Annotated in this window: 12 protein-coding genes; all 12 read right to left on the reverse strand. The window is 41.1% G+C overall.

Annotated features, from left to right (window positions below):
* Positions 1 to 258: 258 nt before the first annotated feature.
* On the reverse strand, positions 259 to 864 hold the full coding sequence (yfbR, locus tag BUB77_RS21355; protein WP_073278992.1) for a 5'-deoxynucleotidase: 606 nt from the start codon (positions 862 to 864) through the stop codon (positions 259 to 261).
* Positions 865 to 3717 (reverse strand): excinuclease ABC subunit UvrA, encoded by a 2853-nt coding sequence (gene uvrA / locus BUB77_RS21360; RefSeq protein WP_073278994.1) that lies wholly within the window; start codon positions 3715 to 3717, stop codon positions 865 to 867.
* Positions 3718 to 3937: 220 nt separating this feature from the next.
* Positions 3938 to 5929, reverse strand: coding sequence for an excinuclease ABC subunit UvrB (gene uvrB / locus BUB77_RS21365; RefSeq protein ID WP_073279080.1), 1992 nt, complete (start codon positions 5927 to 5929; stop codon positions 3938 to 3940).
* A 312-nt stretch (positions 5930 to 6241) separates the two neighbouring features.
* Positions 6242 to 7489 carry a S41 family peptidase gene (locus BUB77_RS21370; RefSeq protein ID WP_073278995.1) on the reverse strand — a complete coding sequence of 416 codons (1248 nt, stop codon included), beginning with the start codon at positions 7487 to 7489 and terminating at the stop codon, positions 6242 to 6244.
* A gap of 81 nt (positions 7490 to 7570) precedes the next feature.
* Positions 7571 to 8974, reverse strand: coding sequence for a murein hydrolase activator EnvC family protein (locus BUB77_RS21375; RefSeq protein ID WP_084124559.1), 1404 nt, complete (start codon positions 8972 to 8974; stop codon positions 7571 to 7573).
* A gap of 31 nt (positions 8975 to 9005) precedes the next feature.
* Positions 9006 to 9920, reverse strand: a complete 915-nt coding sequence (gene ftsX / locus BUB77_RS21380; protein WP_073278997.1) for a permease-like cell division protein FtsX — start codon at positions 9918 to 9920, stop codon at positions 9006 to 9008.
* Positions 9910 to 10641 (reverse strand): cell division ATP-binding protein FtsE, encoded by a 732-nt coding sequence (gene ftsE, locus BUB77_RS21385; protein ID WP_084124561.1) that lies wholly within the window; start codon positions 10639 to 10641, stop codon positions 9910 to 9912. The genes ftsX and ftsE overlap by 11 nt, the downstream gene beginning before the upstream one ends.
* A 114-nt stretch (positions 10642 to 10755) precedes the next feature.
* Complete coding sequence (locus tag BUB77_RS21390) at positions 10756 to 11844, reverse strand: PucR family transcriptional regulator (RefSeq protein ID WP_073278999.1); 1089 nt, start codon at positions 11842 to 11844, stop codon at positions 10756 to 10758.
* Positions 11845 to 12143: 299 nt separating this feature from the next.
* A complete protein-coding gene (locus BUB77_RS21395) occupies positions 12144 to 13043 on the reverse strand; it encodes a hypothetical protein (protein ID WP_073279000.1) in 900 nt (299 codons plus the stop codon).
* Positions 13044 to 13059: 16 nt separating this feature from the next.
* Positions 13060 to 14421 (reverse strand): zinc-ribbon domain-containing protein, encoded by a 1362-nt coding sequence (locus BUB77_RS21400; protein ID WP_073279002.1) that lies wholly within the window; start codon positions 14419 to 14421, stop codon positions 13060 to 13062.
* A gap of 323 nt (positions 14422 to 14744) precedes the next feature.
* Positions 14745 to 15857 (reverse strand): ABC transporter ATP-binding protein, encoded by a 1113-nt coding sequence (locus BUB77_RS21405; protein ID WP_073279004.1) that lies wholly within the window; start codon positions 15855 to 15857, stop codon positions 14745 to 14747.
* Between the two features lie 198 nt (positions 15858 to 16055).
* Positions 16056 to 16931: a YitT family protein gene (locus BUB77_RS21410; protein ID WP_073279005.1), complete on the reverse strand. Its 876-nt coding sequence runs from the start codon at positions 16929 to 16931 to the stop codon at positions 16056 to 16058.
* Positions 16932 to 17241: the final 310 nt, after the last annotated feature.

Here is a 17241-nt window from a genome sequence, read left to right on the forward strand (position 1 = left end):
AACAGACTTTCTGAAAGCTGGCAATCCCATAATCACCTGTCAATCGTCACCAGCTCGCCGCAGACTCTCTTTTGTATCTCCTGTCACCTCACCACGGACTCTCTTCTGTATCTCCTGTCACCTCACCACAGACCCTCTTCTGTATCTCCTGTCAGCTCACCGCGGACCCTTTTCTGTATCTCCTGTCAGCTCACCGCGGACTCTCTTCGGTATCTCCTGTCAGCTCACCGCAGACCCTCTTTTGCATCTCCTGTCAGCTCACCGCGGACTCTCTTCGGTATCTCCTGTCAGCTCATCCAGATTCCTATAATAGGACGCCAGAAACTCTTCCATAAAAATATTAACTTCTTCAACACCCAACTCTTCTATAGCTTTGGAAATGCTCTCCTTTGCACTGGCAAATTCCGTGTTTCCGACCTTTTCCTCCTGAATGCATTTAATTAAGGCCGAAAGCTTATCCGCAGCTTTGACCAGCTTCCAAAGGTAAACTTCCTCTTCCTTCTGAAAGAACAGTGTTTCATACTCCTCTTTTAAATCCTTCGGAAGCATCTGAAGAAGTCTTTTAGCTGCCTCACCTTCAATTTCTTTAAAGGCAGTTTGCATGTTCCTATTATAATACTTAATAGGAGTCGGCATGTCACCAGTGATAATTTCCGTGGAATCATGAAAGAGAGCTATTAAAGCAGCTCTCTCCCCATTCAAGTTCTTTTTAAGTCTTTTATTTCCGATTACGGCCAGGGCATGGGCAAGAATACTTACCTCGAGGGTATGCTCTGAAACATTTTCAGGCCTGGAGTTACGCATCAGGGACCAGCGCTCGATATATTTCATTCTGGATATCATGGCATAGAAATTACTTTCCATTTATACCACCGCCTCTTTGTGCTCCTCAAGCATTTTCTTAATATAATAACCAGTATAGGAATTGGGCATTTCCGCTACATCTTCCGGAGTTCCCTTGGCAATAACAGTGCCGCCCTTGTCTCCTCCTTCCGGTCCCATATCAATAATATAATCCGCTGTCTTAATAACATCCAGATTGTGTTCAATTACTACGACGGAGTTTCCGCCTTCGGAAAGTCTCCTTAATATTTCAATAAGCTTGTGGACATCCGCAAAATGCAGTCCTGTGGTAGGTTCATCCAGGATATAGATTGTCCTTCCGGTACTGCGCTTGCTAAGCTCTGCAGCAAGCTTTATTCTTTGGGCCTCGCCGCCGGATAATGTTGTGGAGGGTTGTCCCAGGCGGATATAGGAAAGTCCTACGTCATAAAGGGTTTCTATCTTTCTTCTGATGGAAGGCATATTTTCAAAAAACTTCATAGCCTCCTCTACCGTCATATCAAGGACATCATAGATATTCTTTCCCTTATAACGGACTTCCAGGGTCTCACGGTTGTAGCGTTTGCCGCCGCAGACTTCACAGGGCACATATACATCCGGCAGGAAATTCATTTCAATTTTGATGATACCATCGCCTGAGCAGGCTTCACAGCGTCCGCCCTTTACATTGAAGCTGAATCTTCCTTTGGTATATCCCTTCATCTTTGCATCGGCAGTTGCTGCAAATAAGTCTCTTATCTGGTCAAATACTCCCGTATAAGTAGCGGGATTGGACCTTGGTGTCCTGCCAATGGGTGACTGGTCTATGTTAATTACCTTGTCTAATCTCTCTATTCCAAGCATTTCGGCATGTTTTCCAGGGATGCAGCGGGCCCTGTTTAAATCTCTGGCAAGGCGTTTTTGAAGAATCTCTGTTACCAGAGAACTCTTGCCGGAACCGGATACACCCGTTACACAGGTCATAATACCAAGTGGAATATCTACTGTAACATTCTTAAGATTATTCTCGCTGGCACCCTTGATAGTGAGATATCCCGTTGGCTTTCTTCTTTCCTCGGGTACCGGAATCTTGATTCTGCCGCTCAGATAGGCTCCTGTTATGGATTCCTCCACCTGCATAATCTCTTCAGCGGTTCCCTCTGCTATGACCTCACCGCCGTGCTCTCCTGCTCCCGGTCCGATATCTATAATATAATCAGCAGCAAACATGGTGTCCTCATCATGCTCTACTACAATCAGCGTATTGCCTAACTCCTTCAGATTTTTTAAGGTCTTTAACAGCTTATCATTGTCTCTTTGATGAAGGCCAATGCTGGGCTCATCCAAAATATAGGCAACTCCCACCAGACCGGAGCCAATCTGGGTGGCAAGACGTATTCTCTGTGCTTCTCCGCCCGAAAGGGTTCCCGTAGCTCTGGACAGGGACAGGTAATCCAAGCCCACGTCCATCAGGAAGCCAACTCTGGCTCTGATTTCTTTTAACACCAGTTCACCGATTTTAAGCTGAGTAGGTGTCAAATCCAGATTATTCATAAAGACGCTCAGATCCCTGATGGAATATCCGGTAACCTCTGCGATATTTTTATCTCCGACAGTAACCGCCAGTGCTCCCTTTTTCAGCCTCTTACCGCCGCACTCTTTACAGGGTGTGGTCTTCATAAAGGTCTCATATTCCTGCTTTGTACCTTCAGAACCGGTTTCCCGGTAGCGTCTTTCCACGTTTTTGATTAATCCTTCAAAGGCAACATCATAAATTCCCTCGCCTCTTTGCCCTCTGTATTTGACCTTTACTACCTTGCCGCCGGTTCCATGCATAATCATATGCCTGATATTATCCGGCAGGTCATTATAGGGAGTGTCCAGGCTGAACTTATATTCCTTTGCCAGGGCTTCCAGTGTACATCTTGTATAGCTGGACTTATCCGTTGCCGACTGCCAGCCAAGCACTGCAATGGCCCCTTCTGCAAGACTTAAGGAGCCGTCCGGGATAATCAGTTCCTCTGCAAATTCCATTTTAATTCCAAGTCCATGGCATTCCGGGCAGGCACCAAAGGGATTGTTAAAGGAAAAGCTTCTGGGCTCTATTTCTTCGATACTGATATTACAATCCGGACAGGAGAAATTCTGGCTGAAGCTTAAGGTCTCTTCCCCGCCCACATCTATTATCAGCAGACCTTCCGAAAGCTTAAGCACACTCTCAATGGAATCGGAAAGCCGCTTTTCAATTCCGGTCTTTACAATCAGACGGTCCACAATAATTTCAATCGTATGTTTTATGTTTTTATCCAGTTTGATTTCTTCTGTCAGCTCATAAAGATGTCCGTCAATCATAACACGGATATAACCGCTCTTCTTGGCCTGTTCCAGGAGCTTTACATGCTCTCCTTTTCTACCTCTTACTACGGGAGCCAAAAGCTGTATCCTGCTGCCTTCCTTTAAGCGCATGATTTCATCCACCATCTGGTCAACTGTCTGCTTCTTGATTTCCTTCCCGCATTTCGGGCAGTGGGGAATTCCTACTCTGGCATATAGCAAACGAAAATAATCATATATTTCCGTTACCGTTCCTACCGTAGAACGGGGATTCCGGTTGGTAGACTTCTGGTCAATGGAAATGGCCGGAGAAAGTCCTTCTATGCTTTCAACATTCGGCTTCTCCATCTGCCCCAGGAATTGTCTTGCATAGGAGGAAAGAGATTCCATGTACCTTCTCTGCCCTTCTGCATATATGGTATCAAAGGCCAGAGAGGATTTACCGGAGCCGCTGAGCCCCGTCAATACGACAAATTCATCTCTCGGAATGTTGACACTGATATTTTTTAAATTATGTTCTTTTGCTCCTCTGATTTTTATATAATGTTTCTTATCAGCCATTATTACCTCTCTTCCGGATATTGCATCTAATGTCCTTCTGTTTCTTATCTATACAGCCTGAAACCTGTAGCTTTTCTCTATATTTTATTTGCCCCGCAATTACATAGCTGTGCATTTAAATAAAAATTAAATTATATAACCTTTTTCAATTATCGCATTTACTACATTAAAGTATATTTACGGCATCAGACAGTATATTACGACGGCAGCACCTTTTATCTTAATCTTCGTCCATTGAATTCAGCTGCTTCTTCAATTCCAGCAAATGATCCCTTAACTGGGCTGCCAGCTCAAAATTAAGCTCAGCCGCAGCGGTCTGCATATTCTTTGTAATCTTCTTTATTACACCCTCCAGCTCTTTTCTTGTCATGGATTCCGGATCCTTATCCATCTTATAGAAGTCCTTATCCGCTTTCTTGGAGATTCGGATCAACTCTCTTACCTTCTTCTGGATGGTAGTCGGTGTAATTCCATGTTCCTCATTATATTTCTGCTGAATACCCCTTCTTCGGTTGGTCTCTGATATGGCCTTATGCATGGATTCCGTTATTTTATCCGCATACATGATTACCCTTCCTTCCGAATTACGGGCAGCACGTCCAATGGTCTGAATCAGAGAGGTCTCCGAGCGCAGGAAGCCTTCCTTGTCCGCATCCAGTATGGCAACCAGCGTAATCTCCGGAATGTCAAGTCCCTCTCGTAAAAGGTTGATTCCCACCAGAACATCAAAGACATCCATACGCATATCCCGGATAATCTCCGAACGCTCCAGTGTATCGATATCTGAATGAAGATATTTTACCCGGATGCCAACATCCCGCATATAGTCGGTCAGATCCTCCGCCATACGCTTCGTCAGCGTAGTCACCAGAATCTTATTCTTATTTGCGGTTTCTTTATTTACTTCTCCGATCAGGTCATCAATTTGTCCGTTAACCGGCCTTACAAAAACCTCCGGGTCCAAGAGACCGGTAGGCCTGATAATCTGCTCTGTGCGCATAAGCTCATGCTCCTGCTCATACACGGACGGGGTGGCAGAAACAAACATCATCTGATTGATTTTACTTTCAAATTCCCCAAAATTCAAGGGCCTGTTATCTTTGGCTGAGGGCAGACGGAAGCCAAAGTCCACCAGAGTGCTTTTTCTGGCCTGGTCCCCTGCATACATACCCCGTACCTGAGGAACGGTGATATGGGATTCATCTACAATAATCAGGAAGTCATCAGGAAAATAGTCTATGAGCGTATGGGGTGTACTGCCAGGTGCCTGCCCGGATAGATGTCTGGAATAATTCTCAATACCGGAGCAAAAACCCGTCTCTCTTAGCATCTCTATATCAAAATTGGTCCTTTCTGCAATTCTCTGTGCCTCTAAGAGCTTGTCCTCACTCTTAAAGTAACGCACCCTCTCTTCCATCTCTTCCTGTATGGTGTTAATGGCTCCCTCCAGCTTCTCCTGAGACACCACATAGTGGGAGGCGGGAAAGATTGCAATATGCTCCAGCGTACATTTAATTTCACCGGTAAGAACATCAATCTCTGTAATACGGTCTATTTCATCCCCGAAAAACTCCACCCGGATTGCCCGGTCATCGGAGGTTACGGGGAATATCTCTACTACATCTCCATTTACACGGAAGGTTCCGCGCTTAAAATCCATGTTGTTCCTGGTGTACTGCAAGTCCACCAGTTTTCTTAATATCTCATCCCGTTCCCTGACCATACCGGGACGCAGGGAAATAACCATCTCCTGATAATCAATGGGATCTCCCAAGCCGTAGATACAGGAAACGCTGGCTACAATAATAACATCTCTTCTCTCAGAAAGTGCCGCAGTGGCAGAGTGTCTCAGCTTATCAATCTCATCGTTGATTGCGGAATCCTTCTCTATATAAGTATCTGTGGAGGGAACATATGCTTCCGGCTGGTAATAATCGTAGTAGCTGACGAAATATTCAACGGAATTCTCAGGAAAGAATTCTTTAAATTCACCATAGAGCTGTGCCGCCAGAGTCTTATTATGGGCAATTATGAGAGTAGGGCGGTTCAAGGCCTGGATTACATTTGCCATAGTAAAGGTCTTACCGGACCCGGTGACACCAAGTAAGGTCTCAAATTGGTTTCCTTCTTTAAAACCCTTTACAAGCTGTTTTATCGCTTCGGGCTGGTCCCCTGTGGGCGCATACTCCGATACTAGCTTAAAATCACTCATGCTGCTATCCTTTCTTTTTGTCTTACTGTATCCTTCTATTCTTCTATCAGTATGGGCTTCCCAGGCATGCTTTAACATCCCTTTCCCATAATGACGCAGTTTTTCCAAATATCGAATAATTTCAAGTCATTATATCATATCTGAATTTTGAATGCAATAATTTTTCGAATGTCTGTTCTATATCCAGATATAGAAAAGCAGGCAGCCAATATCGGATTCCTTGTTACTTTTTACAGTAATCCCTTGATATCAGCTCCTGCTTTTTCCAGCTTTGTTATTATATTTTTATGAAGAGAAAATTTACCACATCTATTACTTTTCTTTAATCTGCTTATTCAGTATCTGTAAAGCTTTTTGAAGCTGATTGTCTTCACTCTTATCAATTACTACCTTCTGGCGAAGTGATTCTTTCAGCTCTACCGTTACATCCGGTGTAATACCAATCTTATGGATATTTCTTCCCTTTGGCGTATAATATTTGGAAACCGTTACCTTAATGGCTGTTCCGTCATTTAAAGGAAGGATGGATTGTACGATACCCTTTCCAAAGCTTGTGGTACCAACAAGAGTTCCCTTCTTATAATCCTGAATAGCTCCGGCAAAGATTTCTGAAGCACTGGCGCTGTTGCCGTTAATAAGGACAGCCAAAGGCTTATTAAATTCTTCCTTGCCATCGGATTTGTATTCATCACGGTTACCATATTTATCTTCGGTATAAACAATCATTCCTGAAGGAAGCATACGTTTTAACATATCCACTACGGTATCAAGAAGTCCGCCGGGATTATTTCTGATATCTATAACAAGCCCTTTTTCTCCCTGCTTTTCAAGGTCATCAACAGCAGCGCGGAACTGCTCGGCAGTTACTTCATCAAATTCGGAAACTGCAATATATCCGATTTTATTATCCAGCATTTGATATTCAATGGTAGGAACTTCAACCTTTTTTCTTACTATGGTATAATCAACGGGCTTCGATTTACCTTCTCTTATAATGGAAACAGTTACCTTCGAACCCTCTTCGCCTTTGATTTTACCGACTACCTCTGTAATATCCTTGCCCGTTACTTCTTCTCCGTTTACTTTATACAGCACATCTCCGGGCAAAATACCTGCCTTGTTAGCAGGACCGCCCACAAAGGGCTTCACAATGGAAAGAATTCCAGTCTTTGCATCTGCGGATACCGTTGCTCCAATGCCATAATAAATACCGCTGGAGGATTCCATTAAAGCCGCATATTCATCCTTGGTATAATATACGGAATAAGGGTCCTTCAGACTTGACAGCAGTCCTTTGTATATCCCCTCTGCCATGGTGTTCTTATCCACATCTTCCATATAATATTTATTTATCAGACCTTCCAGTCTATCAATCTTTTCCATGACATCCTGGTCTGTGACCTCGGTCTTTGCAGCACTGGTATTCTCTGTCTTTACATTTGTATTTTCCCTTGTGAGATTTTCATTTATCTTGTTTGCAAAGACTGTAACAACAATTGCCATGATAACAAATGTTGCGGCCAACCCGGATAAAAATCCGTTGAGAAATTTATTCTTCATCGCTTTTAACCTCTTTTCTGGGTCAGTCGGTCCTGGGCTGCCCCTAATCTATTGTCTTTTGCTTCTGTATTTCTGTCTGCTCTAATTGCTGACATAATTCAACGGATTCTTATAATCGTTGTTCACCGTAACAGCAAAATGCAGATGGGAGCCTGTCGATATACCCGTTGAGCCGACCAAAGCAATCTCCTGTCCCTGGCTCACTTCATCTCCCGCAGATACCAGAAGCTTGGAACAGTGCATATAGATAGTATAGGTACTGTTTCCATGATAAATCATAATATAATTACCGCCTGAAACACTATAAGCTGCCGTTACCACACTGCCTCCTGCCGCAGCTATGATTTTCGTTCCGGTAGGTGCTCCGATATCAATTCCCTTATGGTATGTACTCGCTCCTTCCGTAGGCTGGCTGCGGTACCCGAAACCGGAGGTAATTCTGCTGCTGGAAGGAACAGGCCAGATAAAGCCTTGAACTGAAGCCCCGGAAGAACCACCGTTATCAGAAGAGCTATTATCGGAAGAACCGCTATTATTGTCAGAAGAACTATTATCCGCTGAAGAATTATCTGTCCCTGAGTTCTGAGCTTCCTGCTGTTTTCTGTTTTCTTCTTCCTGCTTTCTTTTCTCTTCCTCTTCCTTTCTCCTGCGTTCTTCTTCCTCCTTCTTCCTTCGTTCCTCTTCTTCAATTCTCTTTCTTTGCGCCTCTAAAAGCTGTTCAATTACATTTTCCTGGTCATCAATCTTCTGGCTGTACTGAGCGGACAATGTCTGGCTCTTCTCAATATTGCCCTCGTATTTGGCGACCTCTGTCCCTTTATCCTTGACCAGCTTCTCTATTGTACCCTGTTCGAAGGTTTTCTCATCCTTTATATTTTTAAGTTCCTCTAACTGGGCCTTTTGCTCCTTTTCCTTCTTGGTTACCTCCTCTTTCAGGCGCTTATAGTTCTCTAAAAGCCCATTATCATACTCTGTGATTTTCTCCTTATATTCCATCTGGTTAAGCATATCGGAAAAGTTATCGGATTGTATGAGTATCTCTAAAATCCCTATATCTCCATTCTCATACATATACTTAATGCGGCTTTTCATAATGGAATACTGTTCTTTTTCTTTGTCCTTTGCTTTTGCTAATTCTGCCTTTGTTGCTTTTAAATTACTGTTTGCTGTTTTAATCTTTCCTTCAAGCTTATCGACTTCACCAGTCAGCTTGTTTAACTCCATATCCAGTTTTTCGATATAGTTAAGTATATCATTTTTTTCTTTTTCTAATTCCTTTATTTTAGATTCTGTTTCTTCCTTTTTTTGCTCCAGTGCTGTTTTATTATTTTTTGCCTTATCAATTTCTCCCGCATAGCCCAGAACACTTTGTCCGGCAAAAATAAAGACCAGAAAGAAAACCATAAAAAGCTTGCTTTTTCTGATTAGAAATTTTTTCTTATTGAAAGGATGGTTTTTAGCATCTGTATTTAATTCCTTTTTCATCCGCACCTCTTCCTTTTCTTTCGTCCAGCTCCTATTTCCCTTCCTTTAAATGAAGCTGCCTTCTTACTGTCAGAAAACTGCCAAAGAAACCGATTCCCACTCCCAAAATCAGGCACAGGGGTACCAGTGTCTTAAATATACCATTAACCTCAATAAAATGAAAGGTCTGGAAAATATTATTGTATTTTCCGGAAATATAGACGATCAGCTTGTTATACATTATGTACAAAAATCCAAGAGGAATGACCGAGCCTAAAATGCCGATGGTTACTCCTTCTACAATAAACGGTGCGCGGATAAAGGAATCCTTTGCTCCGATTAATTTCATAATTGCGATTTCTTCTTTCCTTACGGCAATTCCCATGGTAACCGTAGTATTTATCAAAAATATTGCCACGGCAAAGAGAATTATTATGATTGCTCCCGATACATACCCTACAAGGGCATTAAAGCTTTTAAAGGTATTGGCGACGGCATCGGAATAATTTACCTGCCTTACTCCGTCAAGTCCCTCTATGTAAGATACCAGCGTTTTTTGCATGGAAACATCGTTTAAGCGGACCGAATAAGAGGCTGAATCCTTTAAGGGGTTATCCTCTCCAAAGCTCTCGGCCAGCTCCTTGTTCACATATCTTTTCTTATAATTTTCCCAGGTTTTCTCTGCGGATAGAAATTCAACAGAAGCAACTTCCGCTCTGGTTTTGATTTCATCCCCAATTTTATCAATCTGCTCCTGGCTGATACCTTTATCAAAAAAAACCGTTACTCCCACTGAAGTTTCGGCTGTCTTAACCATATACTGAAAGTTCGCCACCACAAAATAAAAGATACCAAAGAGAAACAAACAAGCGGCAATGGTCCCAACGGAAGCCGCAGAAAACATGCGGTTCCTGCGGATATTCTTAAAGCCCTGCTTCATGCTGTAAGCTACTGTACTAATACGCATTGGAATATCCACCTCTTTGCTCATCATTGATTAACACACCTTTATTCATGGTAATCACCCTCTTTTGCATTTTGTCAACGATATCCTTGTTATGTGTTACCACAACGACAGTAGTTCCCCGCTTATTGATATCCTCCAGCAGCTTCATAATTTCCCAGGAATTCTTCGGGTCCAGATTACCGGTGGGCTCGTCGGCTAATAAAATCACCGGATTATTGACCAGTGCCCTTGCCAGCGCCACTCTCTGCTGTTCTCCGCCGGATAGCTGCGTGGGCAGTGAATTCTGTTTCTCCAGTAATCCCATCAGGGAAAGCATGAAAGGCACCTGCCTTCTGATAGTGCTTCCCGGTACTTCAACTACTCTCTGGGCAAATGCTACATTCTCATATACGTTACGGTCCTTTAACAGACGGAAATTCTGAAACACTACACCGATTCCCCTTCTGTATTTTGCCACCTGTCTGTGTTTCATTCGTGTCAAATCTTTAAAATTTACATAAATCTTCCCGTTTGTCGGTTCAATCTCCTTTAAGATAAGCCTGATCAATGTCGATTTTCCCGAACCGCTGCTGCCAACAATAAAAACAAATTCACCTTTTTTTATCTGAAAGCTGATATTATTTATGGCAGGGATTCCTTTCTGGTAAGCCTTTGATACCCGGTCAAAAACAATAACCGGTGCATCTGCATCGTCTATTTCTTTGTTCCTGCTGTAATTCATTCTGCTTTATACCTTTCTAAACCCTGCTCTTTATCCGAAAAAAACAAAGAGGGAGAGCCAAAAGAGAAAGCCCTAACCCTCTTATCCCAACAATATGATATCTTAAGCTTCTCTCTAGTATTCCAGTGTTTCCATATACTTCATATATTTCACAACCATCAGGGCAATCTTGAAGGTAATGGCATCTTCGAAAACCCTTAAGTCCAGGTTGGTGCTCTTTTGAAGTTTATCCAGACGGTAGACCAGAGTATTTCTGTGAATATATAACTGTCTGGAGGTCTCTGATACGTTAAGATTGTTTTCAAAGAACTTATTGATGGTGGTCAATGTCTCTTCATCAAATTCGTCGGGAGACTTTCCGTCAAAGATTTCCTTGATAAACATCTTGCATAAAGGCATGGGAAGCTGGTAAATCAGACGTCCGATACCAAGATTGCTGTAAGCCATCACGTTTCTGTCGCTATAGAATATCTTTCCGACATCCAGAGCCATTTTGGCTTCCTTATAGGATCTTGAAACATCCTTAATCTCATTGACAATGGTACCGAATGCCACATGAACCTTGGTCATAGCCTCCGTATTGAGCATGTCCAATATGATTTTTGCTGTCTTATTCATATCGTCATAGTTCTCATTGGGCTTAAGCTCTTTTACAAGAATAATATTCTTCTCATCCACGGCAGTGATAAAATCCTTTGTCTTGCCGGAGAAAAGTCCTCTTACTGTTTCAAGGGCATTGATATCCTTTTCGTTCTTTGTCTCGATAATAAAAACGACTCTTCTTACATCTGTCTCAATGTGCAGCTTCTTTGCCCTGTTATAGATATCCACCAGCAACAGGTTATCAAGCAGAAGGTTTTTAATAAAGTTATCCTTATCATATCTTTCTTTATAAGCCACTAACAGGTTCTGTATCTGAAAGGACGCAATCTTTCCTACCATATATACGTCATCGCTGTCACCTTTTGCTAAGATTACATACTCTAACTGATGCTCATCAAACACCTTAAAAAACTGGTAACCCTGAAGTACCTGACTGTCTGCAGGGGAATCTACAAAGTTAAGAACCGCATTTTCATAATCGTCGGCATTATTAATAGTGGTTGCTAATGTCTTTCCTTCCGTATCCATCACACAAAGGTCAATCCTGGTAATGCCTTTCAGACCTTCTATGGTACTTTGCAGGATTTGATTTGATATCATATTGTCACTCCTTTTTCTTAACGTTCTCATTTTATATTTTTTTATAACCACTATTTTAGCATCGATTTCGTAAAAAGTAAATAAAATTTATATAAATTTAATATTATTTTTCGTACAATAATATTAAATCAGCCTGTTTTCCATATAGTTTATTCATTAAATTAATGTCAACTCGGGTACCATAAGTTAATCCGAGCTTCCATCCATATATATTTGTGGTGTAAAAATGCATTAAAGCGAAAAGAAGGGCAGCATTTTCGTCAACAAAGTAACGCTAAACGCTGCCCTTTAAATTTTATCTAATATAACCCGCTCATTCCACCAAGGGAAGATGTTATATCCTTTGGAAGATATAGCTTATAGCCTAATTTAAATGCAATGAGATTTACAACTACAATAAGAATCAGGGATAAGAATACAATATAGATAAGCTTATCTGCATTTGAAACAACCGGTTTTGCAGATGCATACAAATATAAGCAGCTTAAGATGGCTCCCGCGGAGTAGCATACCAAGCCATACATCGGGTTAAGAAAGCCTATTATAACAGCAATCGCGGTTATCAGTATCATAGCAATACTTTTTCCGGAAACTACACATAGCATACTCTTATAGTCAGCTTGTCCATTGGAAATTAACTTATTTAATATCAGTACGATTCCTGCCAGTATACCATTAAGCGCAATGCTCCATATTACTGATACGATAAAAATCCGCACAAGGGGGAAACTATAATTCAAAGATACGCCGCTGCCTCCAAACAGGCCTCCGAAGGAACCCATCATCTGTCCCATCAAAGAGCTGATGGCCGCATTCATCTTCTGAAAAAACAGCGTAAGGTATAATCCATACAGCAGACTTTCAAGGACAATGATCCCAACCGCTATATTTACTTCCGGCTTTTCTATATAGCTTCTTAATCCGGTATCAGGTTTCTTTATTACTTTTATAATAATGTCAAAAAGCTTCTTCAGATAGACATTGGAAGTTGCCGCCATAGCCTTTACTTCCTGTATCCCGATACCAGTTGTCTCATAATTTGCCTCTTTTGCCGCTGCAAGGGGCAGGGGTAATTCCTCCTGCACTATTATGTCCGATATCTCTTCCTTGCAGGGCGTATCTGTTTTCTGGCTGTTAAGGCAGCCGCATACTTCACCATCCTCTAATTTTCTGCCGCAATGTATACAAAATTTTCCCATAAGAATTGTCCTCCTCTTAGTAATAGTATATTGAATTAAGGTAAATGGATGCGATTACCCATTTATCCCCCTCCAGCTGATAGGTAACTTCATAGCTGTCTTCATTGGAATCACTTTGATCCTCCAGCTCTCCTGTCCACCAGTTCTTGGAGGTATAATCATAATCACAGGTTACCTTCATACTGAATGTCTGAAGGAAAATACTTGAATACAGGACATATTCCTGCTCTCCGCTAAAATCATGCAGTGTAAGCTTCGTTATACTTGTTCCGTCTTCATGCTCCATATCCCCCAGCAAGCTTTCATAATTCTGCCGGATACGGCTTTGTACTTCTTTATCCGATGAGAACAGTGCCTTTATGCTGTCAAAATCCTTTTTCTCAAAGGCAGCCTTATAAATAGCAGTGTAATCTTCTTCCGCCTGTTTGATCAGGCCCTTTACGATATCAGGCTTTATGGTGATTTCGTTAACCAGGGAATCTTCGTATCCTCCGTCTTCAGGATATACTTCTTCTTCCGCATCCTCTATATAGGGAGAAGTTATCTTAACCTTATGCTTTCCCTTTAACATGCTTTTTATTGTATAATAATCAATTCCATCTTCTGTGGATTCAATATTTTTAGCAGATATTTTCTGTCCATCCACCAATAGCTCCGTTCCGCTCGGAGCAGCAATTGAATAATCCGAAACCTGTAATGTTTCCGGAGATACTTTCCATTTATTAAAAACAAGGAATTCCTTTTTCTTAAGCTTTACGAGCTTTACCGTTATATCCTGCTGCTCTGAGGAATTGTCCGATATGTAATAAACCTTCATATTTCTTGTAAGGCCAATACTGTCCTTATCGGTGCGTCCAGCCTTTTCTATGCCTTGCAGCACCTTAAAATTTTTTACTTTTTCATATCCCAGCTCACTGCTTAGAGCTTCTTTAAAGCTGTTTACATTAATAAATTTTGATTTTTTAATATCAAGATAGGAAAAGGCTTCTTTCCAATCTTCCTTCTGAACGCTGCTCATATAGCGTTTCGTTACTTTTTCAGGGCTGTAATATGACTGCCCCATCTTAAAAGCTGCAAAAATAAGAATAATTATTCCAATTGCACATACAATTGCTGCTTTCTGCCATGTTTTCATAGGAGGTTTTGCCGGGACCTGTTTCGTATTTGCCACTGCATTTACTGGCTCCGTTCTTACTGGTTCTGCTTTTGTTGGCTCTGTTTTTGGCAGCTCTGATTTCTCTGGTTCCGTGGTTTTTTGCTCTGCTCTTTTTTGCTCCGTTACTGTTATTTTTGGTGCCGGTATTGCCATTTTTGCACCACAGGCTTCGCAAAATTTCGCTCCTTCCACATTTTTGGTTCCGCACTCTTCACAATACATTCAAGTACTCCTTTTACCCATATTATATTTGTATAAAAACAGTCAGTTATTCTTTAAAATTGCTTTTATACACTAGTCTATAATACCTAATTTCTCCTGGTTTTTCAATCTATGATGTAAATTTTTATCATATTTGTTAATATTATGTATTATTTGCAAAGATTCTGTCTTTTACGCAAAAAAACAGAGAGTTCAATACAATTGACTCTCTGTTTCTTTTATGTGAATTTTACTTTATTCCGTTATTTGATTAAAAAATGCGTTGCATTTTTAATCTTTCTATTTTAGCAGTATCACAAGCAGGCTTGTGATATGCACAGGTATTAGTGTGTAATAACCTGCTCTGTTTCCTTATCAAATACATGAAGTTTTGTTAAATCAAATGCTACTTTAATTGTATCGCCAGGTCTTGCAGTTGTACGAGGATTTACTCTTGCCGTTACATCGAACTCGTCTACTGAGAAATACAGGTAAACTTCAGCACCTAATAATTCGTATACTCTTACAGTTGCGCTAACAACGCTGTCAGGTGAGCTGCTGATGAACATTTCTTCATCTTTCACATCTTCAGGACGAATACCTAACATAACTGTCTTGTTCTCATATCCGCCTTCAAGTACTTTCTTACCTTTTGCTTCCGGCAATTTGATGGAATGTGAGCCAAACTGTAAAGCAACTGTATTTCCGCTCTTTACAACGGTAGACTCAATAATATTCATCTGAGGAGAACCGATAAATGTTGCAACAAATAAATTGTTAGGCGTATTATACAGATTCTGAGGTGAATCTACCTGCTGAATAATGCCATCTTTCATAACAACGATTCTTGTTCCAAGTGTCATAGCTTCTGTCTGATCATGTGTTACATAGATAAAAGTGGTCTGTAATCTCTGGTGCAATTTAGAAATTACAATACGCATCTGTACTCTTAATTTAGCATCAAGGTTTGATAAAGGCTCATCCATAAGGAATACTTTAGGATTACGAACAATTGCACGTCCCATAGCAACACGCTGTCTTTGACCACCGGAAAGAGCCTTCGGCTTACGGTCTAATAAATTCTCAATCTCAAGAATTCTTGCAGATTCACGAACTAATTGATCAATCTGATCCTTCGGAGTCTTTCTTAACTTAAGACCAAATGCCATATTATCATAAACTGACATATGAGGATACAAAGCGTAGTTCTGGAAAACCATCGCGATATCCCTGTCCTTGGGTTCTACATCATTTACTAATTTATCACCAATCCATAATTCACCGCCAGTGATTTCCTCAAGACCTGCTATCATACGTAATGTTGTGGATTTTCCACAGCCTGAAGGTCCAACGAAGATGATGAATTCCTGATCAGCAATTTCAAGATTAAAATCTTTAACAGCTACAAAACCATTAGGATATGTTTTATTGATGTTCTTTAAAGATAGACTTGCCATTTTTATAATTTCCTCCCTAAATTTTTATGCCATCATGTGCTCTGTCTTGTACTATTACTATATGTTTTACTATACACTATTAGCACCCCCAGCGCCATATCTCAATTCAACAAATTAATTTTTGCCGTTTTGTGTACTTTGTATATTCATCTCGAAAATAAGTACTTTTACCGGATTTTCGCTGATTGTCTGCCAAAATTACTGTCTATATTCTCTAAAACCTTCCCCCATGACCTCCCTTGCATCACTCACAATGATGAAAGCCTTGGGATCAACTTCCGCTACTAATTCTTTCAATTCAACGATTTCTTTTTTGGAAACCACGCAAAAAAGCATTTTTTTGTCCCGGTTGGAATACATGCCCGTTGCCGATATGCCTGTTACCCCTCTGTCCAGCTCCGCCATAATCTTGTCCGCTATCCGCTCATATTCATCGGATATAATATAGGCCATTTTAGCAAATTTAAGTCCTTCCAGGATGCTGTCGGATATTTTTGCGGTAATATATACCGCAATAATGGCATAAAGGGCTTTAACGATGCCAAAGCTCATAATACCGATTATTACTACAACACCGTCTACCACTGTCAGGATTCTCGGCACTGTGTAATAGGGCTTGAATTTGTGGATAATCATGGCCAGCAGGTCAGTGCCTCCGGTGGATGCATTGGCCGCAAACACAAGGCCGATTCCAGCCCCTCCGATAACGCCTCCGAAAACTGCTGCCAGGAGGTAATCCTGTCCTACAAAATTAAACTCCGTCGGTACCAGAGCAAGGGCTATGGTAAAGCTTACCTCTGCAAACAGGGCATGCTTTACAAAGGTCTTTCCCCGGACAATGACCGCGGTAATAAACAAGGGTATATTTAATACCAGGTTGGTAATCCATAATGGTATTCCGCCTTCGATAAATACACCTGTCAGCTTCTTTATTACAATGGCAAGTCCCGACAGGCCCCCTGTTACCATTTGCAAAGGCTCATATACCAGGTTAACGGATACTGCCATAAGAATGGTTCCTACTATAATAAGGATATAGTGGGTAAATTTATTTTTATAAAGATGTGCTTCCATGTTACATCCGCCTTTTCTGCCTGTATTCTTTTACCGTATTATTTTTCTGTATTATTTTTTCCAGTTTCTTTTATTTTGGCTTTTTGCTTCTTCTTTATACTATACTTTTCCAAAAGATTCGAAAGGGCATTAATGGAGAAATCATCCATAAAGTCCAAGAAATAGTATAACAGAATCTTTCTGCAAAGACAAGGCGGTTGTATGGTTGCATAATGACTGACTTACAGGATTTTATAAAGGATACCTTGCAGAATTTCATAAAGATTAATCTGGAGGATATACAAATAGAAGCCAGGCCATCCGCTGAGCA

The organism is Anaerocolumna jejuensis DSM 15929, assembly GCF_900142215.1.
Taxonomy (GTDB): Bacteria; Bacillota; Clostridia; order Lachnospirales; family Lachnospiraceae; genus Anaerocolumna; species Anaerocolumna jejuensis.